Below are 10554 nucleotides of genomic sequence, written 5' to 3'. Positions count from 1 at the left end.
GCCCGCAGCGGGCACCGGCCTCACCCTTCGCCGGGACACTGGACCTGTCGCGGCAGGGGCCGATCGCCATGGCCCCGCCGCCACGCGGCGGCGTGCCGCGCCAGCCGCGGCCGCCAGGCAGCCTGAACCTCTCGATGGGCAATGTGCCGCAGCAGCGCCGGCGCTCGGCCCAGGCCGATTCCAACGGCAATATCGGCAGCGTCGAGGGCGCCCAGCCCACCGGCAGCTGGCGCGGCGCCTTCCTGGACTGGGTGCGCGCGCGCTCCTTCTATCCGCAGCAGGCCGCCATGAACGGGGAGGACGGCAATAGCCAGGTGCGCCTCGTCATTGACCGCAGCGGACGGGTGCGCTCAGTGGAGCTGGTCGGGCGCTCAGGCTCCCGCACCTTGGACCTCGCGCTGCAATCCATCTTCCGGGACCAGCGGGTGCCCCCCTTCACGCCGGACATGGATGGCGAGACCATGACCATGACCTTCACCATGCGCTACATCCTGATCTATCGCTGAAGGTCACGGATGGCGCTCACCAGCGCCTCCGCCATTCCTGAGTTGCCGCAGCATGCGAAGTGAAGGCTGTGCCCTTCGCCCACATCGAGCGTGCCATGCTCGTGGAACACGATGTGAGGAAACAAAGGCGCCATGCGGGACAGCATGACGCCAAACCTGAAAAAAGAAGATGGGATGCCGGGGAACGCCTTCCCCGGCTTTATTTACTCTGCCGCTTCCAGCGGCTGCATGGCCCCATAGATCCCGGGCAGCAGCCCGATGTCGTGGCACTGCATGCCGGCGGGCTGCACCAGCCGGTAATCGTGGCGGCCGTCCTCGTGCAGCATATGCTCCACATAGCCCACGGGCTTGGCCGCGCCCGCCGCGCGCTGCTGCCAGGTGTCGCCCACCACAAAGGCGGCGGCGGGGGCCCAGATCTGCCGCAGCCCTTCCGCCACGCCCCGGTCGCGCCACTGGTGCACATGGCCGGAGGCGACGAAAGCGGGCGGGTGCTGCGCCAGCAGGTCCAGGATGCGGCGGCGCGGGCGCGGCTGCACGGACCAGTAGGTGACTGTCTCCTCGGCCACCGTTTCCTCGCAGAGCGGCTTGTGCAGGAAGAGGCCAATGGCGCGGTCGCCGGCACTGGCCAGCGCCTCGGCCAGCATCTCCATCTGGGCCTCGGCCTCGGGCAGGTCGGTGGTGGTGATCAGCGTATCCAGGCCGATCAGGCGCCAGCCGGGCAGGTCGAGCATGAAGCGGTCGGCGCCCATGGCCTCTTCCCAGCGCGCCAGGCGGCTGGCATCGGCCGGCGTGTCGCCCAGGCCAGGGTCGTTGCCGACATCGTGGTTGCCAGGAATAGCCAGCCAGGGCAGACCCATGGCGTCCAGCTTGCGGCGGGCGAAGCGCAGGTCGTCCCCCGCCAATTCCCCATGCGCCGAGACATCGCCGGTATGGACCACGAGGTCCGGCGCCGCCTCGCGAAGATGCGCGGCCAGCGCATCGAAGTTGGCGGTGAAGCCGGGGTGCTTCTCCGACAGGTGGGTGTCGCTGATCTGGGCGATGCAGAAGGCCATGGCGCTCAGCTCCGGCGCGGCAGCAGCTTGCGCACGCCATCCGCCATATCGGCCATCGCCTGCTCCGGCGTCGCCTTGCTCTCCACGATACGGGCCATGTTGTCCACCATCACCTGTGTCACGCGCACGCTGTTGCTGCCGGGGAAGGCATACCAGGGGATCGAGATCGGGATCTGCTTCACCGAGGCCATGTACAGCGGATTCTCAGCATAGAATGCGCCCAGATACTGCGGGTCGTCGATGGCGATCTGGTTGCAGGGCAGGTAGCCGGTGGCCTTGACCATCATGGCCTGGCCTTCGGCGCTGGTGGAATAGCGCAGGAACTTCCAGGCGGCCTCGCGCCTGGCGGGGTCCTTGGCCGTCAGCATGCCGGCGGCGCCGCCGGTTGGCAGGCGCCCCTTCTCGGCATCGATCACCGGCATGCCGGTGGTGCGCAGGTCGAAGTTGCTGCCGACGGAGGAAACGGTGCCGCGCACCAGCGCCGTGGTCTGGAAGATCATGCCCAGCTTGCCGGCGGCGAAGGCCTGGCGGGCGGCGGCGGCGGTCAGGTTCGGCATGCCGGCCTGCTTCACCATCCGCTCCAGCAGCTTCAGGGACTTCATGCCTTCGGGGCCGTTGAAGGCCACGTCGCTTTCATCGGCGTTCAGCATGGTGCCGCCGTGGCCGAAGAGCAGGGCGGAGAACATCCAGTCGTCGCCGCTCCAGGTGAACCACATGCCGTCGATGCCATCGCCCAGCGTGTCGATCCTGGCCGCCAGGGCCAGGACGCCTTCCCAGTCCCTGGGGAAATTATCAGGGTCGCCGCCGGCGCGCTTCACCAGATCCGCGTTGTAGTAGCAGACGGGATTGGAAGCGGCATAGGCGAGGCCGGCCTGGATGCCGCCGAACTGCGACAGCGCCAGCAGGTTGGGCGAGTAGCCCAGCGTGGCGGGGTCGGCGGCCTCGTTCTTCAGCAGCGGCGCCAAGTCCTGGGCGATGCCGCGCTCGGCGAACATGCGCAGGCGGGTATAGGCCTGGTAGGACAGGTCCGGCAGCTGGCGCGTCGCGGCCTGGCGCAGCAGGAGCTGCGCGCCTTCCTCGTAATTCGGCGTGGTGACGAAGTTGAGGCTGATGCCGGGCTCCTCCTTCGCGAAGCCTTCCACCAGCGCGTCATAGCTTTCCTTGTAGATGAAGGGCTGGGCGTAATGGACGGTGATCTCCGTCTTGCCCTGGGCGCGTGCCAGGGCCGGCATGGCGAGGGCGGCAGGCAGAGCCAGCGCCGCGCGGCGGGTCATCTTGGTCATGGGGATCAGCCTTTGAGACCGGTGGTGGCGATGCCTTCGACAAACCGGCGCTGGGCCAGCAGGAAGGCGAGAACCAGGGGGGCCGTCATGACAACGGCGGCGGCCATGAGCGCGCCGAAATCATCTCCCGCCTCGTCGGAGCGGAAGAAGAGGACGCCGAGGGCCGGGGTGGCATGGCTGCCGCCATTGACGACGATCAGCGGCCAGAACAGGTCATTCCAATGCGCGACAACGGAGAAGATCGCGAAGGCGGTGGCGGCGGGCCAGGCATTGGGCAGCACCACGCGCCAGACAATGGCCATCTCGCTGAAGCCATCCAGCCGCGCAGCATGGATCAGGTCGTCCGGCAGCGACTTGAAGAACTGGCGGAACAGGAAGATGGCGAAGGCGGAAATGGTGAAGGGCGCGATCAGCGCGGTATAGGTGTTCAGCAGGTCCATCTCGCTGAAGGCGACATAGAGCGGCAGCGCCTGCACCTGCGGCGGCACCAGCAGCCCCAGCATCACCGCGCCGAAGGCGAGTTCCTTGCCCGGGAAGCGCAGCTTCGCCAGCGCATAGCCGGCGGGGATGGCGAAGAGCAGCTGGAAGAACAGGATGCCGCCGCAGACCACGATGCCATTCCAGAGGTAATGGAAGACCGGCACCTTCGCGAAGACCTTGCCGTAATTCTCCAGGCCATGGAACCGCTCGGGAAAGAGCGAGAGGGAGGCACGGAAGATCTCGTCCAGCGGCTTCACGCTGGCGGCGGCCATCCAGATATAGGGCAGCAGCATCAGCAGCCCGGCGAGGCTCAGCAGCAGCAGGCGCGGGATATCGTGCCGCAGGGGGATCGCGCGCTCAGCCATAGTGCACCCGCTTGTCGAGAACCCGGGTCTGCAGCCACATCAGCGCCAGCACGATGGCCAGGAAGACCAGCGTGATTGCCGCCGCATAGCCCAGGCGGAAGAAGGAGAAGCCTTCGAGGTAGATGCTGTAGAGCAGCACCTCGGAGGCCTTGTTGGGGCCGCCCTGGGTCAGCACCGCCACGGTGTCGAAGACGCGCACGGAGCGGATCATGGTGATGGTCAGCACAAAGAGCGTGGTCGGCCCCAGCATCGGCCAGGTGACCAGCCGGAAGCGCTCCCAGCCGCCGCGCGCGCCATCCACCTCGGCGGCGGCGTAAAGCTCGCGCGGGATGGCGGTCAGCCCCGCCAGGAAGAGCACAAGGTTGAAGCCAAGGTTCTCCCAGATGCCGATGGCGGCGAGGGAGAGCAGCACGGTGGAACTGGAGGAAAGCCATTCCGGCCCCGCCATGCCCACCGCGCGCAGCATGGCGTTCAGCGGCCCGATGGTGGGGTGCAGCAGGTATTGCCAGGCGGCGGCCATGGCCACCGTCAGCGACACCACCGGCAGGAAGAAGACGGCGCGGAAGAAGGTGCGGCCACGCGTGCCGGCCTCGATCAGCAGCGCGAGCAGCAGCGCCCCGGCGATGGAGCCGGGCGTGACGAGGCAGACATAGACCACGGTGTTGCGCAGCGAGGTCATGAAGCCCCGGTCGCGCAGCAATTCGGCGAAGTTGTCGAAACCGACCCAGGAGATGACCCCGGCGCCCAGCTCGTAATCGGTGAAGGCCAGCGCCACGGTGGCGAGCGTCGGCAGCAGCAGCATCAGCAGATAGGCGGCGGCGGCTGGGGCGGAGAGCAGCCAGGCCGTCGCGGCCTCGCCCCAGCCGGCGGAGCCGCGGGTGGCGATCGCGGCTTCAGACAAGGGCGGCCTCCGCCGATAAGGCGGCGGCGCCGATGCGGCGGCCTTCGGGGCTGAAGAGCAGCGCGCGGGTGGTGTCGAACTGCAGGTGGAAGAGGCTGCCGCTGGCGGGAAGGTCCGGGCGCATCTCGGGCGGCAGGCGCAGCACCAGGGCGGTGCCGCTGGCCTCGTGCCGCGCGTGCAGCAGCAGGCTTTCGCCGAGGAACTCCAGCGCCTCGGCCCGTGCGGGCAGGCCGGTGCCGGCGGGCAGCAGGTCCTCCGGGCGAATGGCCAGCGTCAGCGGGCCGGGATGAGCGCCCCAGAGGCCGACGGGATGACCCGCCACGCGCACCATGCCATCGGCGCCGGCTTCGGCGGGCAGGGTATTGATGCGGGGGGAGCCGATGAAGGTGGCGACGCGCAGGTCCTGCGGGTCGGCATAAATGGCCTGGGGCGTCGCCACCTGCAGCAACTCGCCGCCCTGCATCACCGCCACGCGGTCGGCCATGGTCAGGGCCTCGGACTGGTCATGCGTGACATAGAGCGTGGCGGCGCCGGCCTGACGGTGGATCTCCACGATCTCCCGCCGCGTCTGCACGCGCAGGCTGGCATCGAGGTTGGAGAGCGGCTCATCCATCAGGAAGGCGGCGGGGCGGCGCACGATGGCGCGGGCCAGGGCCACGCGCTGCCGCTGCCCGCCCGAGAGCTGCGCCGGGCGGCGGTCCAGCAGCGCGCGCAGGCCCAGCGCCTCGGCGGCGCGGCGGACATCCTGGTCCATGAGGTAATTGGCATCGGTCGTGCCGCGCAGCAGCCCGCCCAGCAGCGGCAGCCGTTGCCAGGCATTCAGCCGGCGCAGCGCCAGCGGCACGCGGATATTCTCGGCCACGGTGAGATGCGGGTAGAGAGCGTAGGACTGGAAGACCATGGCCACGTCGCGGTCGCCCGGGCGCAGCCGCGTCACATCGCCGGCGCCGATCATGATCCGGCCGCTGTCCGGCTGCTCGATCCCGGCGACGATGCGCATCAGCGTGGACTTGCCGCAGCCGGAAGGCCCGACCAGCGCCACGAATTCCCCGGCGGCGACCTCCAGCGAAACGCCGCGCAGCACCTGGGTGGCGCCAAACCGCTTCGTGACCGTTTGGATGCGGATGCCGCTCACGTCCTGTTACCCCTCCGGGATCAGCAATGCGGGGGGGTGTACCGCCGGTATGTGACGGCTCGGTTTGGCTCCGATGACGGTTGCGTGGCGAAGAAAAGTCGAATTCATGTCCCGGAAGGCGGCCCGTGGAATCACAAACGCAGTCCCCCGGCTTGACCTTGGCCCCTCCGCTGTGCCTCTCCTGCGCGCCTTTTAGTGAGTTGGAGAATCCATTTGAGCGACCAAACCCGCCCGATGAGCCGCCAGGACCTGATCGACGCCGTGGCCGCCGCCACCAGCCTGCCCAAGACCCAGGCCGATGCGGCGCTGAAGGCCGTGCTGGCCAGCCTGGGCGATGCGCTGGGCGAGGGCCGTGAGGTCCGCCTGGCCGGCTTCGGCTCCTTCGCCGTCAGCGAGCGCGCCGCCCGCAAGGGCCGCAACCCCGCCACCGGCGAGGAAGTGGAGATCGCGGCCAGCAAGTCCGTGAAGTTCAAGCCCGCCAAGGACCTGAAGTCCCGCCTGGGCTGAAGGCCGGCCCACCAGGGCCAGCGATAAGAAAAAGGCTCCGGGGAGCGATCCCCGGAGCCTTCTTCGTTCAGGCATTGTCTGTGGGCCAGTTCAGCCCGGCCTGTTTTTACCGGCCGGCGTTGTGGCGCCGGCGGGCCCGTCTCAGGCCGCGCGAACCTGCGCGGAGGACGAAACGATCCAGGCCTGGGCCGTCGTGGCCACGGTCAAACAATGAGACACCGGATCACCTCCTTTCAGTTGTTGCTGCGATGTTCCCCAGATGGGCAAGCCGCCGCGCCGCAACAAGGGGGTCCACGCGGCGTTGGCGTATTTTTCCGCCCCTGTTCCGGCAGGTCGCAGAGCAGGCTGAAGAGCACCCACCGCATGACCGCCACGCCCACCGACGCCGAGGAAAGGGCCAGGGCCCGGGCCGCCTGGCGGATCTTTTCCGTCACCAGCCTGGGCGTGCTGCTCTGCTTCATCAACAGCAGCACCCTGAACGTGGCGCTGCCCGCCGTGACCCAGGCGCTGGGCGCGAGCCCGACCGAGGCGAGCTGGATCCTGCTCTCCTACATGCTGGTCAATACCGTGCTGATCCTGGTCTTCGGCCGGCTGGCGGATCTGGTGGGCCGGCGGGCGCTGTATCTGGCGGGGCTGGCGGTCTTCACCCTGGGCAGCCTGGGCTGCGGCCTGGCCTTCAGCCCGGAGATGCTGATCCTCTTCCGCGTGGTGCAGGCGGTGGGGGCGGCGGCCATCATCACCAATACCACCGCCCTGCTGACTGACGCCTTTCCGCCGCGCCTGCTGGGCACCGGGCTGGGGCTGAATGCCTCCATGGCCGCCTGTTCCCAGGTGCTGGGGCCGCTGGTGGGTGGCGCCATGGTGGCGGGCTTCGGCTGGCGGGCGGTGTTCCTGTTCAATATCCCGCTCGGCCTCATCGCCCTGGCCTGGGCCGCGCTGACGCTGCGGCGGCTGGAAAGCAAGGGCAGCGGGGAGCGGTTCGACCTGCTGGGCGGCCTGCTCTCGCTGATGCTGCTGGGCGGGTTGGCGCTGACGCTCTCGCTGGGCGGCTCCTGGGGCTGGGGACACCCGCTGGTGGTCTTCAGCATGGGCATCGCGGCGGCGGCCTTTCCGGCCTTCCTGTTGACCCAGGCGGTGCGGCCGGACCCGCTGGTGGACCTGCGGCTATTCTCGGACCGGGACCGCGGCATCGGCTATGCCTCCGTGCTGCTGCTGCCGGCGGCGCAGACGGCCTTTATCCTGCTGGTGGCGCTGTTTCTTCAGGCGGCGCAGGGGAAGGGGCCGCTGGAGGCGGGCGCGCAGGTCAGCGTCACCGCGCTGGGCATGATGATCGCGGCACCCCTGGCCGGGCGGCTGCTGCGGCGGATGCAGGCCGCGGTGCTGACGCGCATCGGGCTGGGGCTGGCCAGTGCCGGCACCGCAGGGCTGGCCGCCACCATCGGCGCGGCCATGCCACCGCTGCTGCTGATGCTCTGGATGCTGCTGATGGGCCTCGGCACCGGCTTGTTCATGACGCCCAATACCAGCGCCATCATGACCAGCGTGCCGCCGGCGCGGCGTGGCATCGCCAATGGCGTGCGCTCCATGCTGCAGAACAGCGGCGGGCTGCTGGGCACGGCGCTGGCGCTCAGCATCGTCACCGCGCCGCTGTCCCCCGCCAGCCGGCAGGCGGTTTATTCCGGACAACTGGCGGGCTTCTCGGTGGCGGAGATGACGGCGCTGCTGGGTGGCTACCGCGCCGCGCTCTGGGTGCTCTGCGGCTTCTGCCTGCTGGCCCTGGCGCTGAGCACCCTGCGCGGCACCCGGCGGGCCTGAAGCAGGCCGCTGTTACCGGCCTGCGCCTTGGGCGTTCACGGGCCACGATCTTCGGGCCATACCCGGGGCGGCAGCAGGAGGCGGCAGGCATGGCAGGCAGGGAAGCGCCCGCGAGGGGTGATGAGGTCGTCGCGATCGATATCGGCGGCACGCATGCGCGCTTCGCCCTGGCGCGGCTGGCGGGCGGGCGTGTCGTGGCGCTGGAGGATGTGGTGGTGCTGCGCACCGCCGAGCATGACGGGTTGCCCGCTGCCTGGCGCGCCTTCGCCGCGCGGCTGGGGCGGCCGCTGCCGCATCGCGCCGCGCTCGCCGTGGCCTGCCCGGTCAGTACCGGCGTGCTGAAGCTGACCAATAACCCCTGGACCATCGACCCTGCCGCGCTGGGCGATGAACTGGGGCTGGAGCAATGCCTGCTGCTGAATGATTTCGGCGCCGTCGGCCATGCGGTGGCGCAACTCGATGCCAACCATCTGCCCTCCGCCGCCGGGCCGGAAGGGTCGCTGCCGGAGCAAGGGGTGGTCAGCATCGTCGGCGCCGGCACCGGCCTGGGCGTGGCGGTGCTGCTGCGCCACCCCGGCGGCAGCTATGAGGTGGTGGAGACCGAGGGCGGCCACATCGGCTTCACGCCGACCGACGATTTCGAGGACCGGCTGCTGCACCGGCTGCGCGCCCGCCATGGCCGCGTCTCGGCCGAGCGTGTGGTCTCCGGCCCCGGATTGCTGGCAATCTATGAAGTGCTGGCGGAGGCCGAGGGCCGCCCCGTCACCGCCAGTGGCGACCGTGTGGTCTGGGAAAGCGCCCTGGCTGGGGAGGATGCCCTGGCGGTGGCGGCGCTGGACCGCTTCTGCCAATGCCTCGGCACCGTGGCGGGGGATCTGGCGCTGGCGCATGGGGCCCATGCCCTGGTGGTGGCCGGCGGGCTGGCGCCGCGCATCCTGCCCCGGCTGCCGCAGGCCGGCTTCGCCGCGCGCTTCGCCGCCAAGGGGCGCTTCGAGGCCAGGATGCGCGGCATTCCCGTGCGGGTGCTGACGCATCCGCAGCCGGGGCTCTTCGGCGCCGCGGCGGCATTGGCCCAGGCCGGCTGACCTTTCCGCGCGCTTGCAACGAATCGGGCACCGCTGCGTTCATGCCCTGGCTTGCGGGGGGAACCGCCGGCAGAGACATCCTTGGCGGAGTATCAAGCCGATGCAGAGCCTCACCACCCGCCGCCTGCTGTTGCAGGGGGCCGCTGGCCTCGCCATCGCCGCCGCGCTGCCGGGCCTGCCTGCCAGGGCGCAGGGGCGGCGCATCGTGGTGTCCTCCAAGCTGGATACCGAAAGCGCGCTGTTGGGCGAGATGATCGCCCAGGTGCTGGAGGCGAAAGGTGCCGGCGTGGAACGCAAGCTTCAGCTCGGCCCCACGCGCATCGTGCGCGGTGCCCTGCTGGCCGGCGAGATCGACATCTATCCCGAATATACCGGCAACGGCGCCTTCTTCTTCAACATCGAGAGCGACCCCGCCTGGCGCCAGCCCGCCGCCGCCTATGAGAAGGTGCGGAGCCTGGATGCCGAGAAGAACAAGGTGGTCTGGCTGAAGCCTGCCAGCGCCAACAATACCTGGGCCATCGCGGTGCGCGCCGATGCCGCGCCATCCGGCCAGAAGCTGGACAGCCTGGAGGACCTGGCGCGCCTGCTGGGCACCGACTTCAGGAGCCGCTTCAAGCTGGCCGCTTCCGCCGAATTCGTGGAAAGCCCGGCGGCGCTGCCCGCCTTCCAGTCCACCTATGGCTTCAAGCTGGAGCCCGCCAACCTGCTGGTGCTGGCCGGCGGCGACACCGCCGTGACCATGCGCGCGGCGGCCGAGAAGATGAACGGTGTCAACGCGGCCATGGTCTATGCCACCGATGGCGCCATTTCCGCGCTGGACCTGAAGGTGCTGGCCGACCCCAAGGGGGCGCAGATGGTCTACCAGCCCGCGCCCACCGTGCGCGGGGAAGTGGCCGCCGCGAATCCGCAACTGGGCGAATGGCTGAACCCGGTGTTCGATTCCCTGACGCTGACCGGCCTGCAAGGGCTGAACAGCAAGATCGTCGTGGAAGGCCAGAACCCGCGCGAGGTCGCCAAGGCGCATCTGCACGGGCTGGGCATCGGCTGAACCGGCCATGGCCGAGGCCCGGTCCCAGCCGCTGATCGGCGCCGCGGCCACGGCACCGCCTATCGCCGCCATCCCGCGCGAGGCCACGGCGGCCGCGCTGCTGGCGGCGCTGGCGGCGGTGCTGCCTTTCCTGCTCGGCTGGCTTTCGGTGGCGCCGAACCGGCTGGTTTCCCCCCGGCCGGTGGCCCTGCCGATGGCGCAGGCGGCGCTGCCGCTGGGGCTTTTCCTGCTCTGTTGCCTGGGCGTGGCATTGCTGGCGCGGCGGCAGGCGCTGCTGCCCTGGGCGGAGGCGGTGGCGGGCCTTGCCCTGCTGGCGCTGCTGGCCACGCTGGGCCTGGGGGCCGGCGCGGCGCTGGAAGGCGCCTCCCGCCTCGCGC

At 69.9% G+C, this 10554-nt stretch carries 10 protein-coding genes and 1 pseudogene; 6 read left to right on the top strand and 5 right to left on the bottom strand.

Annotation, left to right across the window (positions count from 1 at the left end; all coding sequences use genetic code 11):
• Window positions 1-506 (top strand): energy transducer TonB (locus tag IBL25_RS21535; protein WP_187780550.1); only part of this gene is annotated, 506 nt, incomplete at its 5' end.
• A gap of 203 nt (window positions 507-709) precedes the next feature.
• Here IBL25_RS21535 and IBL25_RS21530 read toward each other — a convergent pair.
• From IBL25_RS21530 to IBL25_RS21510, 5 genes are read right to left on the bottom strand one after another with little or no spacing between them, the layout of a single operon-like run.
• Window positions 710-1558 (bottom strand): metallophosphoesterase family protein, encoded by an 849-nt coding sequence (locus IBL25_RS21530; protein ID WP_187780549.1) that lies wholly within the window; start codon window positions 1556-1558, stop codon window positions 710-712.
• Window positions 1559-1563: 5 nt separating this feature from the next.
• Window positions 1564-2841, bottom strand: coding sequence for an ABC transporter substrate-binding protein (locus IBL25_RS21525; RefSeq protein ID WP_187780548.1), 1278 nt, complete (start codon window positions 2839-2841; stop codon window positions 1564-1566).
• Window positions 2842-2846: 5 nt separating this feature from the next.
• Window positions 2847-3686 (bottom strand): carbohydrate ABC transporter permease, encoded by an 840-nt coding sequence (locus tag IBL25_RS21520; RefSeq protein ID WP_187780547.1) that lies wholly within the window; start codon window positions 3684-3686, stop codon window positions 2847-2849.
• A complete protein-coding gene (locus tag IBL25_RS21515) occupies window positions 3679-4587 on the bottom strand; it encodes a carbohydrate ABC transporter permease (protein WP_202986846.1) in 909 nt (302 codons plus the stop codon). Before IBL25_RS21515 ends, IBL25_RS21520 begins: the two co-directional genes overlap by 8 nt.
• Entirely contained in the window at window positions 4580-5722 is a 1143-nt protein-coding gene (locus IBL25_RS21510; RefSeq protein ID WP_187780546.1) for an ABC transporter ATP-binding protein, read from the bottom strand. Before IBL25_RS21510 ends, IBL25_RS21515 begins: the two co-directional genes overlap by 8 nt.
• 234 nt (window positions 5723-5956) lie before the next feature.
• On the opposite strand from IBL25_RS21510, the gene IBL25_RS21505 reads away from it, so the two are divergent.
• The 5 genes and pseudogenes from IBL25_RS21505 to IBL25_RS21485 all read left to right on the top strand — a co-directional run.
• Window positions 5957-6229: an HU family DNA-binding protein gene (locus tag IBL25_RS21505; protein WP_187780551.1), complete on the top strand. Its 273-nt coding sequence runs from the start codon at window positions 5957-5959 to the stop codon at window positions 6227-6229.
• 363 nt (window positions 6230-6592) lie between these two features.
• Window positions 6593-8044 carry an MFS transporter gene (locus IBL25_RS21500; protein ID WP_187780545.1) on the top strand — a complete coding sequence of 484 codons (1452 nt, stop codon included), beginning with the start codon at window positions 6593-6595 and terminating at the stop codon, window positions 8042-8044.
• 89 nt (window positions 8045-8133) lie between these two features.
• Window positions 8134-9129 carry a glucokinase gene (gene glk, locus IBL25_RS21495; protein WP_187780544.1) on the top strand — a complete coding sequence of 332 codons (996 nt, stop codon included), beginning with the start codon at window positions 8134-8136 and terminating at the stop codon, window positions 9127-9129.
• A 100-nt stretch (window positions 9130-9229) separates the two neighbouring features.
• Window positions 9230-10177, top strand: coding sequence for a glycine betaine ABC transporter substrate-binding protein OsmF (gene osmF / locus IBL25_RS21490; protein ID WP_187780543.1), 948 nt, complete (start codon window positions 9230-9232; stop codon window positions 10175-10177).
• A 7-nt stretch (window positions 10178-10184) separates the two neighbouring features.
• Window positions 10185-10554, top strand: a pseudogene (locus tag IBL25_RS21485) (ABC transporter permease); the annotation flags it as partial.

This window comes from Pseudoroseomonas ludipueritiae, assembly GCF_014490445.1.
Classification (GTDB): Bacteria; Pseudomonadota; Alphaproteobacteria; order Acetobacterales; family Acetobacteraceae; genus Pseudoroseomonas; species Pseudoroseomonas ludipueritiae.
The sequence above is the reverse complement of the archived record's forward strand: the minus strand, read 5'-3'. Positions and strand labels throughout refer to the sequence as shown.